Below are 18,001 nucleotides of genomic sequence, written 5' to 3' on the forward strand. Positions count from 1 at the left end.
AACGTGTGGAGTCGACCGGTACTAATAGGCCGAGTGGCTTGAACACACTGAACGTTCAAACCGAATCGCTGCACGAATGCGATGTTCGCGTCCCTGTGTGGTTCCCAGGAAACAACCGGGAACCCGCACCACACATATAGTTGAATACCGATGCTTTGAGTCGTCGGACGATGAGCTTCCCGCATCCCTGTCTGGGGTGTTGGGGTTGGTCGTTCGGTGGTTATGGCGGAGGGGAAACACCCGGTCCCATCCCGAACCCGGAAGTTAAGCCCTTCAGCGCCGATGGTACTGCACGGGAGACTGTGTGGGAGAGTAGGACACCGCCGGACTCATATTGCAGGAAGGGCCCCGCCACACGGCGGGGCCCTTCCTCATTTTCGGAGGTTTTCAGTCCTCCGGCTGCGGGACGTCGCGGCCGGCGAAGGCGTCCCAGAGCAGAGCCGCGGGTTCGGCGGTGGCGAAAAGGGATTCGATCCGGGACCGGTCGCCGTCGAGGTGGGCGATGGTCTGAATGCCGAGGAACATGGCGACGGCGGCCATTCCGAGCTCGCTGCTGGGGATCAGGTTCTCCAGCGTGGTGCCTTCCACGAGGCGGTGGATCGCGGCTGCGGCGAAGTCGGCCCAGGGGCCGATGTGGGCGAGCAGTTCCGCGCGCAGCCGGGGAGAGCCCGAGGAGGCGGCGAACAGTTCCTGGACGGCGTCGATGTGTCCCTGGTCGCGCATGTCCTCGGCGTACAGCTCGCGGAGGCGTGCGAGGAGGTCGGCGGCGCTGGTGCAGGAGCCGAGCGCCTCCTGATAGCAGGCCATCCGCGCCCGGCTCGTATGACGGAGGGCGGCGAGGAGCAGATCCTCCAGGTCGTCGAAGTGGTAGTAGATGACGCCGGGCGCGAAGCCGCCGGTCCGGGCGATGGAGCGGGCGGTCGTCCCGCCGTAGCCCTCGGTCGCGAGCGTCCGGATCGTCGCCTCCAGAAGGCGATTCCTGGCTTCCTCGCGTGACGCCATCGGGGTCAGATCACCTTCCTGGGCCGCACGCCCGCTTCGGCGAGGATCGGATCGAGCCGCCGCGCGAGGCGGGCGAGATGGTGGCTCGGCACCTGCGGGTAGAGATGGTGCTCCAAGTGGTACGTCAACTCCAGGAACAGGGCCGGGACGATCCGGCCCCGCAGGGTGTGCGTCTGCGTGAGCGGCGTGTCCCCGTAGTGGCGGTGCGGCAGATGGACGGTGAGCAGCGGATAGACCCAGCTTCCCACGATCATCATGACGGCGTACACGAGGAGCCCGCGCCAGAACAGGGCGCCTGCGCCGATCGCGGCCGGTGCCGCCGCCGCTTCGGCGAGCAGCCAGAGACGCTGCCGCGCGGTGCCCCGCCGGTACGCCCATACCCACAGCCGGAATAGGAAGACCGGGCCGTACAGGATCGCTCCTAGCGCGGACAGGTCGGCGGGATGGCCTTCCGGGTCCTCTTCGCTCGGGAACGTCCGATGGTGCTGGAGGTGGGTGGCGCGGTAGGCGTGGCCGCTCTCCAGCAGGACCAGGCCCAGAAGGAACAGCGCCCATTCCGTCGCCCGCCGTCCGAGTCCGAGAGAGCGGTGGACGACGTCGTGTGTCGCCGTCACCACGGCGACGAAGATGCCGAACGCGATCAGCGGGGTGAGCCACCACCAGCCCGCGGCCGCGGCCGCGGCGAACAGGACGACGCCGAGGTAGGGCAGCGACAGCGTGAGGATCCGGCGGCGGCGGGTCGTCACCAGCAGGTCGGGGCCGAGCTCGGACAGCTTCGGGATCATCGCGGCACCGCCGTCCGGCGCCTGGCGCGGAGCACGTCGTCCGCGACGATCCTGCTGCCCAGCGCACAGGCGACGGTGCCGAGCCCCGGCCAGGTCGAGTCGCCGACGAGCCACAGCCCGGGCACGCCCAGCGAGTGGGGCACCGCGTTCTGGTTGGCGTTGCCCGGCGTCTGGTGCGCGCCGCCGACGGCGCCGCCCGGCCGGAACGCGAAGCGCTCGTACGTGCGGGGCGTGCCCACCTCGCGGACGGCCGCCCGTTCGCCGAGCGACGGGTGGACGCGCCGCGCCAGCTCCACGAGCCGCTCGCCGATATCCCGTTTGCGGGCCGCGTAGTCGCCCGCCGGGAGGCCCGCCCAGTCCTGGAGCCGGGTGTGCGTGGAGAGCATCACGGTGCGGTGGCCGGGCGGCGCGCTCTCGTCGTCGTCCCGCGCGGAGACCGAGACGAACATGTTGTTGCCGTCGCCGAGCGGCCGCCGGTAGTCGTGCAGCAGCTGGTGGTGGGTGAACTCCTGCCCGGCGACCTCGTCCTCCGGGACGCCGAGGAAGGCCACGACTGCGCCGCCCATCTGCGTCTCGTCGCGGTCGAGGTAGGGCCGGAGGCGGCCGGCGAGGTCGGGGATCACCCGCGCGGTGGTGGGGGCGGGTAGCGCGCTCACCACCTGCGCGGCGTGGACGATGCCCCGCCGGGTGCGGACGTGGAACGCCCCGGGCCGTCCAAGGACCTGTTCGACCTGGCAGCCGACGAGCAGCCGGCCGCCCAGCCCCCGGTAGTGGGCGAGGTAGCGCCGCCAGAATCCGCGCATGCCGCCCCGCGCCCGGGTGAGTCCCGCGCCGCGGATGGTGACGCCGAGCGCGGCGTTGATCAGCGGGGCGCGGTCGACGGTGCCGTGCACGGTGTCCTCCACCAGCATCGACAGCAGGCCGACGAGCGGCGCGTCGCCGCGCAGGCCGTGCCGCGCCAGCGCGTCCCCGAGGGTCGTGTTCACGTGGCGGGCGAGCGGTACGCCGCGCGGCCCGAGCGCCTTCAGGTTGTGGAGGGCGTCGGCCGGGGTCCGCATCGGCAGGCGCACCCCGGCGCGGCTCGCGTCCCAGAACACCTGTGCGAGCCGGTCGAGCCGGGACCAGAAGGCCCGGTGCTCCGGGCTGTCGCCCAGGGCCCGCAGCCGCTCGGCATGCCAGGCCGCGGTGTCGCGGTGAAGGGTGACCTTGCGGTCGGGCAGCCAGGCCACGTAGCCGGGCAGCGCCTCGCCGGGCACCGGTTCCATGCCGATGGCGGTGAGCAGCTCGGCGCCGACGCCGCCGGGCTCGAAGTCGACCATGGTGGTGGCGCCCACGTCGAACGAGAAGCCCCGCCGCCGGTAGTAGCCCGCGCAGCCGCCGACGTGCCCGTGCGCCTCGATCACGAGCGTGGAGACCCCGGCGGCCTGCAACCGGGCCGCCGTCGCCATCCCGGCCAGCCCGCCACCGAGCACGGCCACCTCGCACGACGCCGGGAACCGCGGGGCCGTCTCACGCCGTCGCCGATTCTGAACCGTTGTTCTGAACATGTGTTCAGAATCGCCCCGCGCGGGAGGTGCCGTCAATGCCGAGAGGGATTTCCTTGGCGCTGAGCGCCGTGCCCTCAGCCGCCGAGCAGGCTCGCGAGCGCCGGGTGGACGCGGCCGGGGGTGACGGTGGTGATGCTGTACCGGCCGACCCCGGCCTCGACGAAGGGGTCCTCCGTCGTGATCTTCTCGGCGGTCGCGCGGTCGACACCGGCCGCGAGGATGAGGCCGCCGTCCTCGGACGGGACCGTCTGGCCGGAGAGCAGGAAGGTGCCGTCGGCGTGGTGCCGTTCGAGCATGGTCGGCATTCTTCCGGGTTCCGTGGGCTCAGGCGCGCGCGGTGGGGCCGGTCAGCATCTTGAGGGACAGGGCGGCGGCCCACAGCCAGATGACGGCGCCGCCGGTGAGCATCAGGCGGAAGTCGTGGGCGGACCCCGACCGCGAGCGCGGATCAGGTGTAGAGGGGGCGGCCGGTCTCCAGGAGTGTCTTCAGGTCGCTGAGGACCTGGGCCCAGCCGCCGCCGGCCTCGGGGATCCGGCCGGCGGCCTGCGCCGCGGTCTGGGGTGCGCCGGTGACGTCGTGGGTGACGGTCAGGGTGCAGACGCCGTCGCCGCCGTCCTCGATCTCGTGGGTGAGCCGGGTGAAGTCCTCGCCGAGGAACAGCGCGCGCCACGTCTGGACGAGCTTGCGGGGCGGGTCGGCCTCGATGACCTCGCCGTCGATCACGACGTCGGGGGCGCCGGCCTTCTTCATGGCCTCGCTGGCCAGGCTCCGGTAGGCGCCACCGGGGCGCAGGTCGTACTCGACGGGCGCCTGGTAGCCGAACTTCACGGTCCACTCGGGCTTGGTGATGGCGTCCCAGACCGCCTGCGGGGTCGCCCTGATGTAAACGCGGTACATCTGCACGGTGGTACCGGTCGTCGCGGTCATCTCGTTCGCCTCCAGTTGGTGTTTGAGGTCGGCCAGCGCCGCCGCGGGCCGCTCGGTGTACTTGTCGATCCATCGGTCGTGGATGAGCCGGATCGGGACCGGGTTGAGGAAGTGCAGCTTCTCCCGGCCAGAGCGGCGCGTGACCACCAGTCCCGCGTCCTCCAGGACCCGCAGGTGCTTGGCGACGCCGAAGCGCGTCATCTCCAGCTCCGACTCCAGTTCGCCGAGGGTGCGTCCGTCCCTGGTGAACAGCAGGTCGAGAAGGAAGCGGCGGGTCTTGTCCGCCAGTGCCTTGAACGCCAGATCGTCGTCCGTCACGCCCTCAAAATAGGTGACCAAAAGGTCACATGTCAACGATGGCGGGGGAGAGCCAAGGTGGGACGGGGATCAGCGGGCGAGGGCCATGTCCAGGGTGGCGGCCCACTGGCGGAGGAGGCGGGTGCGGCGGGCCGAGTCGTCGGTGAGGAGGTCGGCCAGGCCGAGGCCGCGGACGAGGTCCAGGGTGGCCTGGACGGTCTCGCGGACGCCGGGGACCGACTCGTCCGCGCGCAGGGCCTCGACGGTCAGCCGGTGGGCCTCGCGTCCGACGCGGGCTTCCAGCGGCAGGACCTGGGCGCGGAGCTGATCGTCGGAGCTGGCCGCGACCCAGAGTTGGAGCGCCGCGCGGAAGAGCGGCGTGGTGTACATCTCGCCGAGCAGCGTGACGACCTCAAGGGTGGACGGGCGGTGGTCGGCGAGCGCGTCCAGGCGCTCGCGCATCCGGGTCATCCGCACGTCGGAGCCGTACTCGACCGCCGCGGTCACCAGCTCCTCGCGCGTGCGGAAGTGGTGCTGGGCGGCGCCTCGGGACACCCCGGCGCGCTCGGCCACGACCGCCACGGTGGTGCCCGTCCAGCCCACGGAGGCGAGGCATTCGACGGCCGCCTCCAGGAGGCGCCGCCGGGTGGCGCGGCTGCGGTCCTGCCGCGGCTCGCGGGGGAGTGCCTGCGTGCTCATCGCTTCCTTGGCTCGGTGGGGTCCCAGTCAACCAAATGATCGCGGCCAGAAACAATCAAGCGCGATTGATTTTTTACGTTCGGGCTGGCAGGGTGCAGCCATGGGCCAACCGTTGCGGGTCGGTAACGCCTCGGGCTTCTACGGCGACCGCTCCTCCGCCGTGCGGGAGATGCTGGAGGGCGGGCCGCTGGACGTCCTCACCGGGGACTACCTCGCCGAGTTGACGATGCTGATCCTGGGCCGGAGCAGGATGAAGGACCCGGAGGGCGGGTACGCGTCCACGTTCCCGCGGCAGATGGAGGAGTGCCTCGGCCTCGCCGCCGAGAAGGGGACGAAGATCGTCACCAATGCCGGCGGCCTCAACCCGCGCGGGCTGGCGGCCCGGCTGCGCGAGCTGGCCGAGCGGCTCGGGATCGGGGTGCGCGTCGCGCACGTCGAGGGCGACGACCTGCTTCCCCGGGCGGAGGAGCTCGGCCTGGGCGGCTCCCGGTACGGGCGGCCGCTCACCGCGAACGCCTACCTGGGCGCCTGGGGCATCGTCGAATGCCTGCGGGGCGGCGCCGACATCGTGGTGACGGGACGGGTCACCGACGCCTCGCTGGTGGTCGGGCCCGCCGCCGCGCACTTCGGCTGGGCGCGCGACGACTGGGACGCGCTGGCCGGCGCGACCGCCGCCGGGCACGTCCTGGAGTGCGGCGCCCAGGCCACCGGCGGCAACTACGCCTTCTTTGAAGAGATCTACAATGTAAAGGCGCCGGGCTTTCCGTTCGCCGAGATCTACGCCGATGGCTCCAGCGTGATCACCAAGCACCCGGGCACCGGCGGCGCGGTGACCACCGAGACGGTCACGGCGCAGCTGCTCTACGAGATCGGCGGGCCGTCCTACGCCGGTCCTGACGTGACGACGCGCTTCGACACGATCGAACTGGGCCGGGACGGCCCGGACCGGGTCCGGATCAGCGGCGTCCGGGGGACCCCGCCGCCGGAAACCACGAAGGTGTGCCTGAATCACCTGGGCGGGCACCGCAACGAGATGACGTTCGTCCTCACCGGGCTCGGCATCGAGGCCAAGGCGGAACTCGCCAAGGCGCGGCTGGAGTCCGCGTTCGGCGACGCCCCACCGGCCCGCGTCGAGTGGACCCTGATCGGCGCCGCCAAGCCCGACCCGGCCACGCAGGGCGAGGCGACCGCGCTGCTGCGCTGCGCCGTCCTCGACCCGGACGCGGAGAAGGCCGGGCGCGCGTTCAGCGGCGCGGTGGTGGAGTTGGCTCTCGCCGGCTACCCGGGCTTCACGATGACGTCTCCGCCCGGGAAGGGCAGCCCGTACGGGGTCTACACGCCGGCGTTCGTCCCCAACGGGGAGGTCGAGCACGTCGCCGTCCTGGCCGACGGCACCCGCGTGCCCATCGCCCCGGCCCCGGTCACCGCGGCCCTCCCGGTCCCTGCGGCGACCGCGCCGCCGCCGCTCGCCGACGCCGGGACGACCGTCCGGGAGCCGCTGGGACGGGTCGCGGGCGCGCGGAGCGGGGACAAGGGCGGGGACGCCAACATCGGCGTCTGGGCCCGGACGGACGCGCAGTGGCGCTGGCTGGAGCCCTTCCTCACGGTCGAGCGGCTCGGCGAGCTGCTGCCCGAGACCCTCGACCATGCCGTCCAGCGGCACGTCCTGCCGAACCTCCGCGCGGTCAACTTCGTCGTCGAAGGGCTGCTACAGGAGGGCGTATCCGCCTCGACCCGGTTCGACCCGCAGGGCAAGGCCCTCGGGGAGTGGCTGCGGTCGCGCATCGTCGACATCCCGGAGACAGTCCTTTGACCCTCAAGAGCACGCTGGATCCGCACGGCCCGGAGTACCGGGAGCGCCGCGCGGCGATGCTGGAGAAGCTGGCGGCCCTGGACGCCGAGCACGCCAAGGCGCTGGAGGGCGGCGGCGAGAAGTACGTCACGCGGCACCGCAGGCGCGGCAAGCTGCCGGCGCGCGAGCGCATCGAGCTGCTGCTCGATCCCGACTCGCCGTTCCTGGAGCTGAGCCCGCTCGCGGCGTGGGGAAGCGACTTCCCGGTCGGCGCGAGCGTCGTCACCGGCATCGGGGTGGTCGAGGGCGTGGAGTGCCTGATCGTGGCGAACGACCCTACGGTGCGGGGCGGCTCCAGCAATCCCTGGACGGTGAAGAAGAGCTTCCGCGCGTCCGACATCGCGCTGGAGAACCGGCTCCCGGTGATCAACCTGGTGGAGTCGGGCGGCGCGGACCTGCCGACGCAGAAGGAGATCTTCATCCCGGGCGGGCGGATGTTCCGGGACCTGACGCGGCTTTCGGCGGCGGGGATCCCGACGGTCGCGCTGGTGTTCGGCAACTCCACGGCGGGCGGCGCGTACATCCCGGGCATGTGCGACCACGTCGTGATGGTGAAGGGGCGCGCGAAGGTGTTCCTCGGCGGGCCGCCGCTGGTGAAGATGGCGACGGGCGAGGAGGCCGGCGACGAGGAGCTGGGCGGCGCCGAGATGCACGCCCGCACGTCCGGCCTGGCCGACTACATGGCCGTGGACGAGCCGGACGCGCTGCGGCTCGGCCGGCAGATCGTCAAGGGGCTGGGCCATAGGCGGCTCGGCCCGGAGCCCGGTCCGGTGGTGGAACCGCTGTACGACGCGGAGGAGCTGGCGGGGATCGTCCCGGAGGACCTGAAGGTCCCGTTCGACCCGCGCGAGGTGATCGCGCGGGTCGCGGACGGCTCGGAGTTCGACGAGTTCAAGCCGCTGTACGGGACGAGCCTGGTGACCGGCTGGACGCGCGTCCACGGCTACCGGATCGGGGTGCTGGCGAACGCGCAGGGGGTGCTGTTCGGCGCGGAGGCGCAGAAGGCGGCTCAGTTCATCCAGCTCGCCAACCAGAGCGACACGCCGCTGCTGTTCCTGCACAACACGACGGGCTACATGGTCGGCAAGGAGTACGAGCAGGCGGGGATCATCAAGCACGGTGCGCTGATGATCAACGCGGTGGCCAACAGCCGGGTCCCGCACATCTCGATCGTGATGGGCGCCTCCTACGGGGCGGGGAACTACGGCATGTGCGGCCGGGCGTACGACCCGCGGTTCCTGTTCACCTGGCCGAGCGCGAAGTCGGCGGTGATGGGCCCGCAGCAGCTCGCGGGCGTCCTGTCGATCGTGGCGCGGCAGGCCACCGAGGCGCGGGGGCAGGTGTACGACGAGGACCAGGACCGTGCCATGCGGGAGATGGTCGAGGCGCAGATCGAGGCCGAGTCGCTGCCGTTCTTCCTGTCGGGGCGGCTGTACGACGACGGCGTGATCGATCCGCGCGACACCCGTACCGTCCTCGGCCTGTGCCTGTCCGTCGTCCACAACGCGCCCGTGCGCGGAGCCGACGGCTTCGGCGTCTTCCGGATGTGAACTGATGATCAACAATGTGCTGGTCGCCAACCGCGGCGAGATCGCGCGGCGGGTCCTGCGGGCCTGCCGGGACCTGGGGATCGGGACGGTCGCCGTCCACTCCGACCCGGACGCGGGCGCGCCGCACGTCCGGGAGGCGGACGTGGCGGGGCGGCTGCCCGGCGCGTCCCCGTCCGAGACGTACCTTTCGTCCGGGCTCCTGCTGGAGGTGGCGCGCCGGGCGGGCGCCGACGCGGTCCATCCGGGGTACGGGTTCCTGTCGGAGAACGCGGACTTCGCGCGGGCCGTCCTGGACGCCGGGCTGACCTGGATCGGTCCGCCGCCCGAGGCGATCGCCGCGATGGGCTCCAAGATCGCGGCGAAGAAGCTGATGGCGGCGGCGGAGGTGCCGGTGCTGCCCGGTCTCGATCCCGCCCGGGTCACCGAGGCGGACCTGCCGCTGCTGGTCAAGGCGTCCGCGGGCGGCGGCGGGCGCGGCATGCGGGTCGTCCGGGCGCTGGACGGGCTGGCCGATGCGGTCGCCGGGGCGCGCCGGGAGGCGGAGTCGGCGTTCGGCGACCCGACGGTGTTCTGCGAGCCGCTGCTGGAGGGCGCCCGCCACGTCGAGGTGCAGGTCCTCGCCGACGCGCACGGCACCGTCTGGGCGCTGGGGGAGCGCGAGTGCTCGATCCAGCGCCGCCACCAGAAGATCGTCGAGGAGGCGCCGTCACCCGCGGTCGGGCCGGGCCTGCGCGGCGCGCTGTGCGGCGCGGCGGTGAGCGCGGCCCGCGCGATCGGGTACCTCGGGGCGGGCACGGTCGAATTCATGCTGCTGCCCGACGGCCGGTTCTTCTTCCTGGAGGTCAACACGCGCCTCCAGGTCGAGCACCCGGTCACCGAGTGCGTGTTCGGGGTGGACCTGGTCCGGCTGCAGATCGAGGTCGCCGAGGGCGCCCGCCTCCCGGAGGCGGCGCCGGAGCCGCGCGGGCACGCCATCGAGGTCCGCCTGTACGCCGAGGACCCCGCCCGGGACTGGCGGCCAGCCAGCGGCACCCTGCACACCTTCGAGGTGCCGGGCGTGGACGCGGAGTTCGCCGTCCCGGCGGCGCCGTCCGGGCTGCGGCTGGACAGCGGGGTGGAGAGCGGCGGCGAGGTCGGCGTCCACTACGACCCGATGCTCGCCAAGGTGATCGCGTGGGCGCCGACCCGCCGGGCGGCGGCCCGCCGGCTCGCGGCGGGGCTGCGCGGCGCCCGCATCCACGGCCTGACCACCAACCGCGACCTGCTCGTGCGGATCCTGGGCGAGCCGGGCTTCCTGCGGGGCGAGACCGACACGGGCTACCTCGACCGGATCGGGCTCGGCGTGCTCGCGGCGCCCCTGGCGGGCGAGGACGCGGTGCGGGTGTCCGCCCTGGCCGCCGCGCTCGCGGCCGCCGCGGCGAGCCGGGCGTCGGCCGGGGTGCTCGGCGGGCTGCCGTCCGGCTGGCGCAACGTGTGGTCGCAGCCGCAGCGCAGGTCGTACGAGGGGCCCTTCGGCGCGATCGAGGTCGACTACCGCCTCGGCCGGGACGGGCTGGTCTCCGAGCTGTGCCCCGGCACGTCCCTGGTGCGCGCCGCGCCGGACGAGGTCGTCCTCGACCACGGCGGGCTGCGCGTGACGTTCGCCGTCGCCTTCGCCGGGGACCGCGTCCACATCGACTCGCGCCTCGGCCCGGTGGCGCTCACCGTCGTCCCGCGCTTCGCCGACCCCAGCGGGCACCTCGCCCCCGGGTCGCTCCTCGCCCCCATGCCGGGCACGGTCGTCCGGGTGGAGACCGAGCCCGGCGCGGCCGTCGCCGAGGGGCAGACGCTCCTAGTCCTGGAGGCGATGAAGATGGAGCACCGCATCACCGCCCCCTCCGCCGGAACCGTGGCGGAACTCAACGTCATCACGGGACGGCAGGTGGAGGCCGGCACCGTCCTCGCCGTAATCGCAGAGAACCCCAAGTGAGCCGATCCGGCGTCCCGATCACCCCCCGGCAACCGCAGGACGCAGCGGCGGCTCAAGGGGGAACGGCCCGGCGGGCGGCGGCAAGGTTCGAACCGAAACTGTCGGCCGACCGAAACGTTGCGATCGCGTGCGAAGCCAGGTTCGAGCGAAGCAAGAACCTGATCGCGCAGCGAGCCGCTAGGCGAGTCGGAGCGATGCAGCGATCGCCGCAGTGCCCGCCGAAGGAGGGCGTTCAACGCCCGACGCCAAGGGTAATGCCATAAGGAAGGCGCGCTAGCGCCTGACGCCGAGGGCACTGCAATAAACCCTATCCAGCTGGGATTCGAGGGGGACGGGTGCGGTCAGGCGGTTGTCCACGGCGATGTGGGGTACCGGGGGCGGTTCTCCTGGGCGCATGCGGGTGGTGAAGGCGTCGAAGGCGGCCAGCTTGCCGGTGTCGCGGGGTGAGCCGCGTTCGCGGAGGCGGTGGCGCAGCGTGGCGGCGTCGGTGCGGATCCACAGCAGCCGGACCGGCGGGCCGCCGAGGGCCTCCACCCAGCCGGCCCAGCGGGACGGGGAGCGGATCTGGCCGGTGAACGGGCCGCTCAGCAGGACCGGGCAGCCGTGCGCGCGGATCTCGCGGGCGGTGGCGGTCATGCCGGCGTACTCGTGGACCTTGACGTGCTCGTCGTACCAGGGCCCCTCGCGTTCGCCCGGGTCGCGGGAGTGCGCGGCGAGGGTCGCGGCGACGAACGGGCCGTACATCGTGTCCTTGTCGAGCAGCGCGGGGACGGGACGCAGGCGCGCGAGGAGGAGGCCCGACACGGTGGTCTTGCCCGAGCCCGGGGGACCGGCCACGATCCAGGCGGTGGCGGGCTTCATGCGGACAGGCGCAGGCGGCGGGTCGCCAGGCGGCCGATGCGCGCCTCGTCGATCTCGTGGCCGAGGCCCGGCTGGGTGAGGGGGACGCCGACGACGCCGCCGGACGAGCGGACGGGCGGCGTCACGAACACCGGGCCGCCCGCCGGGTCGGACACGTCGCTCGGCAGCGTGCAGCCGGGCAGGGCGGCCAGCGCCACGGCGGCGGCCTGGCCGATGCCGAACGCGCCGGAGCCGCTGCACCACACGTCCCAGCCGGCCGCGTAGGCCAGGTCGTGGGCGCTGCGCGCGGCGGTGAGGCCGCCGAGCCGGTCCAGGCGCAGGTGCAGGGCGCGGCCCGCCTCCAGTGCGAGGGCGGCGTCGAGGGTGTCGAGGTCGCCGACGTCGGGGGCGACCGCGGTGCCCACCCGCTGCTGGAGGCGGGCGTGCGCGGTGAGGTCGGCGGCGGCGAACGGCCGTTCGATCGCCACCAGGCCGTAGGCGTCCAGGCCCTCCAGGACGGCCATGTGCTCGGGCGAGCCGGTGTAGGCGTGGCCGGCGTCGGCGACCAGGGCGAGCGCCGGGTAGGCCCGGCGGATCGCGCGGACGGGCTCGATGTCCCAGCCGGGGCGCACGTCCAGGGTGACGCGGGTGTGGCCGGCGCCCACGGCCTGGTTGACGCGGCCCGAGACGGTCTCCAGGACGGGCTCGGGTGTGATCCGCGCGCCGGTCACGATGGACGTGCGGGTGCCGCCGAGCGCGTGCGCGAGCGGCAGGCCCCGCGTGCGGCACCACAGGTCCCAGCAGGCCACGTCGATCGCGGCGGCCGCGTCGCGGGCGCCGAGGTCGGCCGCGGCGGACACGTCCTCGGGGCGGTCCCAGTCGAGCCCGATGAGGGCGGGGCCCATGCGCTCCTCGATGTCGGCCCAGAGGGTGCCCGCCGCCGTGTCCGGGGCGGCGACCTCGCCCCAGCCCACCGCGCCGTCGCCGCAGGCGAGCCGGACGAGGATGCTCTGCGGCCGCCGCCCGCGCGGCATCGCCACGCGGAAGGCGTCGCAGCCCTGGATCTGGGGCACCCGGATCCGCCCTCTCGTGCTCGGGAGTGTTCTCCTCCAATGATCCCCCTTCCGGGGACCAGGGGAGACACCCCCGCCGATCAGGCCGCCCAGGTCACCTGGCGCAGGTCGCGGTCGACCGCGCCGGCGGCGCGCTCCACCTCGTGCGCGGGGGCGATGCGGTCGGCCCACGACCACCAGTACCAGCGGTCGCCGCCCGCGTCGCGCTCGCACAGGACGGTGCCGTACCGGTCGGGCGAGGTGCGGTCGAGCACCTCAAGCCGCGGCCGGGACCCCGTGGTGACCAGCAGCGTGAGGTACCCGCGCCGGGTCAGCGCCCCGCCGAGCTCGTCCAAGATCGAAACGTCTTCCTGTTCCATCGTCGCCCCCTGTGCCGTATTTCGGCGTCATAAGGTGTGACGTGGGCCACGGGCCGAAGGTTCACCTGGACGGCCGGCCGATCCCGGCGGCGGTCGCGGCCGCGGCTCAGGACGGGCAGCTCGCCTCCAGCGACACCGGCTTGGCCTGCGGCGCCTGCGGTTTGCGCGTCGAGCCGGGGCTCGGCGACGCCGAGCCGTCCGAGCCGCCGCCGTTCCCGCCGTCCCTGCCGGTCGAAGGGCTCGCGGAGGGGCTCTGGGGGCCCTTCTGGGGCTCGACGGCCTTGGCGGTCAGCTTGCGGATCATCGCGAAGTCGGGGTTGCCGGTGCTCACCAGCGGCGGGACGAACTGGAGGCTGTCGATCTGCGCGCCGCCCTTGACCTTGTTCGACAGCTTCATCAGCGCCGGCAGCAGCTCCTGCGGGATGTCGGTGGACAGGGTCCGCTTGGCGGCCGAGGCGAGCTTGTCGAACTTGGTGAGGATCGTCTGCGGGTCGGCCTGCTTGGCGATCGCGCGCATCAGGCACTTCTGGCGGCCCATCCGGACGTAGTCGTCGCTGTCGGTGCGGGACCGGCCGTACCAGAGCGCCTCCTTGCCCTTCAGCGTCCGGTCGCCGGGCTGCAGCACGCCGCCTCGCTGCCCGTACGGGATGGGCTCGGTGACCTTGACCCGGACGCCGCCCATGGCGTCGATGATGTCGGCGAACCCGAACATGTCGACCAGGATGTAGTAGTCGATCCGCAGGTCGAGGATCCCGGCGATCGTGGCCTTCAGCAGCTCGGGGCCGCGGTGGTTCTTGGCGACGCCGGGCACCATGTCGGGGTGCTCCTCGGCGTACTGGTAGACCTCGTTCAGCAGGCCGGGCGTTCCGGCGCCGTCGCCGGTGAAGCCGTAGGGGAAGCGGTTGCGGGCGGGCCCGGGCGGCAGCTGGAATCTCTCCAGGTTGCGCGGCAGGCTCAGCAGCACCGTGTCGCCGGTCTTGGTGTCGACGCTGGCCACCGTCATGCTGTCGGTGCGCACGCCCTCGCGGTTGGCGGCGGCGTCGCCGCCGAGCAGCAGCACGTTGACCCGCGCCTCCCCGTTCCAGGGGTCGTCGGCGTCGATGTGCCGGCCGTTCTCGCTGCCGGTGCGGAAGATGCTGGTCAGCGCGTCGCGGTAGACGTAGGTGCTGTGCGCCGACCAGGCCATCGGCACCGCGACGGCGAAGCACATCACGGCGACCGAGCCGACGCCGAGCGTGCGGGCGCTGAGCGACAGCTCCTCCGGCCGGACGAGCTGGTAGGAGCGGATGACCACCACGACCCACACCAGGCCGAGCGCCGTGAGGCCGGCGGCGATCCGCTGCAGCGCGTCGGGGCGGACGGCCAGATGGGACAGGTCGGCGCGGTAGATCGCGGCGGCGGTGGCGGCGGCGGCCAGCGCGAGGTAGAGCGCCAGCAGCAGCCCGCCGGCGATCCGGCGGCCCGTCACCAGATGCGCGATCCCCCAGACCAGCGCGGACGCGAGCGTCAGCGCCAGCGCGCGGGGCAGCCCGCCCGGCTCGCCGGGGGGACGGCCGGTGTCCCCGGCCCGGGCACGCCGACTCGCTGATCGACTCGACATGTCCGCTCCGATCCCCCCACCGCGTGAATCCAGCCTCCGCCTCACATTATGGACGCGCGGAACCGGGTCAAGGTTGCGGAGGAGTCGACCGAATGCGAGCTTTTCGCTGCTTCAGGTGCAGCTCTTGCCCAGGATATGCACTCCGGCCGCGCGATGGGAGCCCGGCCCCGCCTCCCGGACCGCGCGCGCCGCCGTCCGCCTGATCGCGCCGTAGTCCGGCCGTTCCGCCGCGAACGCGGGCGGGTCGAACCGCAGGCCGGTCACCTCGGCGTCCCCGGCCCGGCCCGCCAGCGCGACCAGCGCCGGGAGCAGGCTCCGCGGGAGATCGGTGGTGACCGAGTCCTTGAGGATCCGCGTGAGGCGCTGGAAGCCGCGCAGCATGGTCACCGGCCCGGCCTGCCGCGCCAGCGCCCACAGCAGGCATTTCTGGCGGGCCATCCGGTCGTGGCCGCTGCCGCCGGCCGGGGGCCGGCCGAATCCGAGGGCCTCCCGTCCGCTCAGCCGGCGGCAGCCGGGCCTGAGCACCCCTGCGGGGGCCTGCCGCCCCGGCACGGGCACCGCCTCGTCCACGCAGATCCGCAGGCCGCCCACCGCCTCCACGATCAGCCGGAGGCTCCGCATGTCGACCATCGCGTAGTAGGGGACGGGACGTCCGAGGATGTGGCCGGCCGTCCGCTTCAGCAGTTCCGCGCCCGGGTCGCGGACGCGCCCGCCGCCCGCGAGGACGCCGGGGTGGGCGAGGCCGTGCGCGTAGACCTCGTCCAGCGGCCTGCCGGGCGGGTACGGGACCGGGCCGCTGCCCGACCACACCGGCACGTGCCGCAGGTCGCGCGGCAGGCCCAGCAGCAGCGTGTCGCCCGTCCTGGTGTCGATGCTGGCCAGCGTCATGCCGTCGGTGCGGATCCCGGGCCGGCGCGCGCCCGCGTCGGCGCCGATGAGCAGCACGTCCAGGCGCGGCGTCCCCGCCCGGGCCCCGGACGCCGGCGGGATCCCGTCCCGCGCGGGCGCGGCGGTGCCGGGCTCGCGGGCGACGGACGCTCGCGGGGCGTCCGGGAAGACGCTGGAGATCATGTCCCGCTGCAGGTAGCCGTAGTGCGCCACCGTCAGCGGCGGGACGATCACCAGCAGGCACAGCACGGACACGGTGGTGCCCCCGGCGAGCCGCCACAGCGGGGACAGCCGTCCCGGCGCCAGCACGGCGTAGGAGTGGACGATCAGCAGCGCCCACAGCGCCGCCACGGCGACGGAGGCCGCCATGAGCAGCAGCAGCCGGCCCGGCCGCACCGACAGGTCCAGGAAGGCCGCCCGGCCCCGCCCGGCGGCCAGCGACGCCGCCGCCACCAGCAGCGCCTGCGCGGCGAGCAGCGCCTGGCCGAGCCGGACCCGTCCGGCCCGCAGGTGCGCGACGCCCGGCAGGACCGGCGACACGGCCGCGATCAGCAGCGCCGCCGCCAGCCCCGGCAGCCCCGCCGGCTCCGGCGGCCCGCTCTCCCGCCGCCCGCGCCGCGCCGTGCTCCCGGTCGGCCCGGCGGCCCAGGCCCGTCCCGCGGCTTCGTCGACCATGTGTGCGCCCCCCTTGAGGACGCGGACCCCCTTCCGCGCCCCTGAGGTAAGAGAGTGCAGGTGGGAGCCGGGAAAGGGCGGCGGAAGGCGCGGCGTGTCGGGAAAAGCCGTGTCAGGGGATGTCCGGGAAAGCCGGAAACACCGGCCGGGTCACCAGCTGGTGGCCAGCGGCATCCCCTCGGCGTAGCCGGACGAGCTCTGGATCCCGACCGTCGCCCGCTCGTGGAACTCCTCCAGCGTGCGGGCGCCCGCGTAGGTGCACGAGCTGCGCAGCCCCGCGACGATCGAGTCGATCAGGTCCTCCACACCGGGGCGCTGCGGGTCCAGGAACATGCGGGAGGCGGAGATGCCCTCCTCGAACAGCGCCTTGCGGGCCCGGTCGAACGGCGAGTCCTCGGCGGTGCGCAGCCGGACGGCCCGCGCCGAGGCCATGCCGAAGCTCTCCTTGTAGAGCCGGCCGTCGGCGGCCCGCTGAAGGTCGCCCGGCGACTCGTAGGTCCCGGCGAACCAGGAGCCGACCATCACGTTCGCGGCGCCGGCCGCGAGCGCCAGCGCGACGTCGCGCGGGTGTCGGACGCCGCCGTCCGCCCAGACGTGCCGGCCGAGGCGGCGCGCCTCGGCGGCGCACTCCAGCACCGCGGAGAACTGCGGGCGGCCGACACCGGTCATCATCCGGGTGGTGCACATGGCGCCGGGGCCCACGCCGACCTTGACGATGTCGGCGCCCGCCTCGATCAGGTCGCGGGTGCCCTCGGCGGTCACCACGTTCCCGGCGACGACCGGGACGCCCGGGTCCAGCCCGCGGACCGCGGCCAGCGCGCCGATCATCTTGTCCTGGTGGCCGTGCGCGGTGTCGACGACGAGCAGGTCGGCGCCCGCCTCCAGCAGGGCCTTCGCCTTGCCGGCCACGTCGCCGTTCACGCCCACCGCCGCGGCGATGCGCAGCCGGCCGGAGGCGTCCACGGCGGGGTCGTAGAGCGTGGCGCGCAGCGCCCCCGTCCGGGTGAGGACGCCCGTGAGCCGCCCCGCGGCGTCCACGACCGGGGCGAGCCGGTGCCCGCGCTCGTGCAGCCGGTCGAACGCCTCGCGCGGGTCGACGCCGTCCGGCAGGGTCACCAGGTCGCGCGACATGATGTCGCGGAGCTGGGAGAACCGGTCGACGCCCTGGCAGTCGGCGTCGGTCACCACGCCCACCGGACGGTCGTCCTCGACCACGATCACGGCGTTGTGCGCGCGCTTGGGCAGCAGCGCCAGCGCCTCCCCGGCGGTGCTGGCGGGGGACAGCCGGATCGCGGTGTCCACGATCAGGTCGCGTCCCTTGACCCACCCGATGACCTCGGCGACGACGTCGACCGGGATGTCCTGCGGGAGCACCGCGACGCCGCCGCGGCGGGCGATCGTCTCGGCCATCCGGCGGCCGGACACGGCCGTCATGTTCGCGACGACCAGCGGGACGGTCGTCCCGCTGCCGTCGCAGGTGGACAGGTCGACCTCCAGGCGGGACCCGACCGACGAGCGGCGGGGGACCATGAAGACGTCGTTGTAGGTGAGATCGTGAGCGGAATGCTCACCGTTCAGCAGGCGCACGGCTGTACTACACACCAATCGCGGACGAAAGTGGCTGGGCCACCGTACATTGTGATCCATACCCGGCCGTGCTCCGGCCAAGCCCGGCCACCGGCCGGGGGCGAGGGAGCCGGGACGGCCTCCGCGCAACCGTGCCCCGGGGTGATGACCGTCTGTCCCAGCGGTCCGTCCAGATGTTTCTCTCCGGTCTGTCCGCCCCCATCCAGCCGTAACGCGGGTGACCGCATGGACAAGGCGGAAAACGGTGCAACGTGAGGCTTAGCTCTCTGTAAAGTTACCTCTTGACGGAACTGCGCCCCCGATGCACTTTTCTTACATGTGCCTCACGCGGACCGCCGACCCGCCGTAGG

At 73.4% G+C, this 18,001-nt stretch carries 15 protein-coding genes and 1 rRNA gene; 4 read left to right on the forward strand and 12 right to left on the reverse strand.

Annotation, left to right across the window (positions count from 1 at the left end):
* Positions 1–212: 212 nt before the first annotated feature.
* Positions 213–329, forward strand: a 5S ribosomal RNA gene (gene rrf, locus E1298_RS08280).
* 58 nt (positions 330–387) lie between these two features.
* On the opposite strand, the gene E1298_RS08285 is transcribed toward rrf, so the two are convergent.
* The 6 genes from E1298_RS08285 to E1298_RS08310 all read right to left on the reverse strand — a co-directional run bounded on the left by E1298_RS08285 (position 388) and on the right by E1298_RS08310 (position 5,258).
* Positions 388–1,002: a TetR family transcriptional regulator gene (locus E1298_RS08285; protein ID WP_131890661.1), complete on the reverse strand. Its 615-nt coding sequence runs from the start codon at positions 1,000–1,002 to the stop codon at positions 388–390.
* A gap of 5 nt (positions 1,003–1,007) precedes the next feature.
* Positions 1,008–1,787, reverse strand: coding sequence for a fatty acid desaturase family protein (locus tag E1298_RS08290; protein ID WP_131890664.1), 780 nt, complete (start codon positions 1,785–1,787; stop codon positions 1,008–1,010).
* Positions 1,784–3,259 (reverse strand): phytoene desaturase family protein, encoded by a 1,476-nt coding sequence (locus E1298_RS08295; RefSeq protein WP_207944506.1) that lies wholly within the window; start codon positions 3,257–3,259, stop codon positions 1,784–1,786. Before E1298_RS08295 ends, E1298_RS08290 begins: the two co-directional genes overlap by 4 nt.
* Positions 3,260–3,408: 149 nt before the next feature.
* The gene (locus E1298_RS08300; RefSeq protein ID WP_207944507.1) at positions 3,409–3,630 is read right to left on the reverse strand and encodes a YciI family protein; all 222 of its coding nucleotides are present in this window, start codon (positions 3,628–3,630) and stop codon (positions 3,409–3,411) included.
* A gap of 152 nt (positions 3,631–3,782) precedes the next feature.
* Complete coding sequence (locus E1298_RS08305) at positions 3,783–4,580, reverse strand: ArsR/SmtB family transcription factor (RefSeq protein WP_131890671.1); 798 nt, start codon at positions 4,578–4,580, stop codon at positions 3,783–3,785.
* A 69-nt stretch (positions 4,581–4,649) separates the two neighbouring features.
* Positions 4,650–5,258 (reverse strand): TetR/AcrR family transcriptional regulator, encoded by a 609-nt coding sequence (locus tag E1298_RS08310; protein WP_131890674.1) that lies wholly within the window; start codon positions 5,256–5,258, stop codon positions 4,650–4,652.
* A 100-nt stretch (positions 5,259–5,358) separates the two neighbouring features.
* On the opposite strand from E1298_RS08310, the gene E1298_RS08315 reads away from it, so the two are divergent.
* Genes E1298_RS08315 through E1298_RS08325 form a run of 3 tightly spaced genes read left to right on the forward strand, consistent with a single transcriptional unit; the run spans position 5,359 to position 10,629 of the window.
* Positions 5,359–7,071 (forward strand): acyclic terpene utilization AtuA family protein, encoded by a 1,713-nt coding sequence (locus E1298_RS08315; protein ID WP_131890676.1) that lies wholly within the window; start codon positions 5,359–5,361, stop codon positions 7,069–7,071.
* Between the two features lie 56 nt (positions 7,072–7,127).
* Positions 7,128–8,660 (forward strand): acyl-CoA carboxylase subunit beta, encoded by a 1,533-nt coding sequence (locus tag E1298_RS08320; RefSeq protein ID WP_243725455.1) that lies wholly within the window; start codon positions 7,128–7,130, stop codon positions 8,658–8,660.
* 4 nt (positions 8,661–8,664) lie between these two features.
* Complete coding sequence (locus tag E1298_RS08325) at positions 8,665–10,629, forward strand: acetyl/propionyl/methylcrotonyl-CoA carboxylase subunit alpha (RefSeq protein ID WP_131890681.1); 1,965 nt, start codon at positions 8,665–8,667, stop codon at positions 10,627–10,629.
* A gap of 273 nt (positions 10,630–10,902) precedes the next feature.
* Here E1298_RS08325 and E1298_RS08330 read toward each other — a convergent pair whose 3' ends face one another.
* From E1298_RS08330 to E1298_RS08355, 6 genes are all read right to left on the reverse strand, one after another.
* Entirely contained in the window at positions 10,903–11,490 is a 588-nt protein-coding gene (locus tag E1298_RS08330; RefSeq protein ID WP_131890684.1) for a P-loop nucleotide/nucleoside kinase family protein, read from the reverse strand.
* Positions 11,487–12,542, reverse strand: coding sequence for an enolase C-terminal domain-like protein (locus tag E1298_RS08335; protein WP_131890687.1), 1,056 nt, complete (start codon positions 12,540–12,542; stop codon positions 11,487–11,489). Before E1298_RS08335 ends, E1298_RS08330 begins: the two co-directional genes overlap by 4 nt.
* Positions 12,543–12,622: 80 nt before the next feature.
* A complete protein-coding gene (locus E1298_RS08340; protein WP_131890690.1) occupies positions 12,623–12,901 on the reverse strand; it encodes a hypothetical protein in 279 nt (92 codons plus the stop codon).
* 106 nt (positions 12,902–13,007) lie between these two features.
* The gene (locus E1298_RS08345; RefSeq protein WP_131890692.1) at positions 13,008–14,501 is read right to left on the reverse strand and encodes an LCP family protein; all 1,494 of its coding nucleotides are present in this window, start codon (positions 14,499–14,501) and stop codon (positions 13,008–13,010) included.
* A gap of 111 nt (positions 14,502–14,612) precedes the next feature.
* Positions 14,613–16,064, reverse strand: a complete 1,452-nt coding sequence (locus tag E1298_RS08350) for an LCP family protein (RefSeq protein WP_131890695.1) — start codon at positions 16,062–16,064, stop codon at positions 14,613–14,615.
* Positions 16,065–16,214: 150 nt separating this feature from the next.
* Positions 16,215–17,651 (reverse strand): GuaB1 family IMP dehydrogenase-related protein, encoded by a 1,437-nt coding sequence (locus E1298_RS08355; protein WP_207944508.1) that lies wholly within the window; start codon positions 17,649–17,651, stop codon positions 16,215–16,217.
* Positions 17,652–18,001: the final 350 nt, after the last annotated feature.

The organism is Actinomadura rubrisoli (genome assembly GCF_004349215.1).
Taxonomy (GTDB): domain Bacteria; phylum Actinomycetota; class Actinomycetes; order Streptosporangiales; family Streptosporangiaceae; genus Spirillospora; species Spirillospora rubrisoli.

What these genes read in the sequence shown, in the direction of transcription:
- E1298_RS08300 (WP_207944507.1), bottom strand. Translation starts at nt 3,630, where the DNA reads ATGCTCGAACGGCACCACGCCGACGGCACCTTCCTGCTCTCCGGCCAG.
- E1298_RS08340 (WP_131890690.1), bottom strand. Translation starts at nt 12,901, where the DNA reads ATGGAACAGGAAGACGTTTCGATCTTGGACGAGCTCGGCGGGGCGCTG.
- E1298_RS08330 (WP_131890684.1), bottom strand. Translation starts at nt 11,490, where the DNA reads ATGAAGCCCGCCACCGCCTGGATCGTGGCCGGTCCCCCGGGCTCGGGC.
- E1298_RS08315 (WP_131890676.1), top strand. Translation starts at nt 5,359, where the DNA reads ATGGGCCAACCGTTGCGGGTCGGTAACGCCTCGGGCTTCTACGGCGAC.
- E1298_RS08290 (WP_131890664.1), bottom strand. Translation starts at nt 1,787, where the DNA reads ATGATCCCGAAGCTGTCCGAGCTCGGCCCCGACCTGCTGGTGACGACC.
- E1298_RS08285 (WP_131890661.1), bottom strand. Translation starts at nt 1,002, where the DNA reads ATGGCGTCACGCGAGGAAGCCAGGAATCGCCTTCTGGAGGCGACGATC.
- E1298_RS08320 (WP_243725455.1), top strand. Translation starts at nt 7,128, where the DNA reads ATGCTGGAGAAGCTGGCGGCCCTGGACGCCGAGCACGCCAAGGCGCTG.
- E1298_RS08325 (WP_131890681.1), top strand. Translation starts at nt 8,665, where the DNA reads ATGATCAACAATGTGCTGGTCGCCAACCGCGGCGAGATCGCGCGGCGG.
- E1298_RS08350 (WP_131890695.1), bottom strand. Translation starts at nt 16,064, where the DNA reads ATGGTCGACGAAGCCGCGGGACGGGCCTGGGCCGCCGGGCCGACCGGG.
- E1298_RS08310 (WP_131890674.1), bottom strand. Translation starts at nt 5,258, where the DNA reads ATGAGCACGCAGGCACTCCCCCGCGAGCCGCGGCAGGACCGCAGCCGC.
- E1298_RS08345 (WP_131890692.1), bottom strand. Translation starts at nt 14,501, where the DNA reads ATGTCGAGTCGATCAGCGAGTCGGCGTGCCCGGGCCGGGGACACCGGC.